Origin of the sequence: Kineococcus auxinigenes (genome assembly GCF_050871525.1) — a bacterium.
GTDB lineage: Bacteria > Actinomycetota > Actinomycetes > Actinomycetales > Kineococcaceae > Kineococcus.
This window is the reverse complement of record NZ_JBKBCT010000156.1, coordinates 1-754: the sequence shown is the minus strand read 5'-3', so window position 1 is coordinate 754 and position 754 is coordinate 1. Positions and strand designations below refer to the sequence as shown.

Genomic DNA, 754 nt, shown 5'->3' with positions numbered 1-754 from the left:
GCGATGCTGCGCGCGTCCTGATCCACGCCCCAGAAGTCGAGATTGCGCTTGGGTGCGATGGCCGCTGAATACCCGGTGCCAACCGGATTGATGAAGACGAGATCCGAACGGTCAAGCAGGCTGTCAGGGTTGTCTTCCATGCGGTAAGGCGGGGGCGGCGTGAACGATGGCATCGCCGTCATGATGCGCCGTGGCGCAAACGACCCCAGCAGCACAAACACCGCCGAAGACCCCGGCCCGCCGTTGTAGAAGAAGGTGACCGGCCGCGCATCCTTGCCGCTGGCCGACGCCTCGGGCCCATCCGCCGTAAAGGCCACGTGAAAGATCTTGGCCGCCGGCTGCGAACTGCTCGCATCCACCGTCACCAGATGGCCAGCGCGTGCGGTATAGGCAATGTCGCGCCCGCCAACGCGCACGGTATGGTGCGTGATCGCCATGCCCTCGCTGGTATCGGTGACGTTGTCGTCGGGGCCGTTGCCGTAGGCGGTGGGGTCGAAGAACGGCTGGTCGGTGGTGGTCATGCGTGCCTCGCTACTGAATACGCTGGATGCGCTAGAAGAGATTGGCGATCGCGTCGCCCTTGGGGCTACCCAGGCCGGTGCAGGCATCCCAACCGGGGCCGGCGGCAAACGTGCTGTTGTTGCCCTGCTGGATGTCATTGAAAGCGTCGGGATGCTGATACAGTCGTGCGTGCAGATAGCCCACCGGCGTGCCCTTGATGGCGTTGATGCGCGCAATGAGCGCGGCCCACAGC

Annotated in this window: 1 protein-coding gene and 1 pseudogene; both read right to left on the bottom strand. The window is 64.7% G+C overall.

The window, feature by feature from the left end:
- Positions 1-608, bottom strand: a 608-nt coding sequence (locus tag ACRYR9_RS19760) for a S10 family serine carboxypeptidase-like protein (RefSeq protein WP_432540228.1), incomplete at its 3' end; no start/stop codon positions are given.
- Positions 553-754: pseudogene (locus ACRYR9_RS19755) on the bottom strand (peptidase S53); the annotation flags it as partial. The gene ACRYR9_RS19760 and the pseudogene ACRYR9_RS19755, both read right to left, overlap by 56 nt.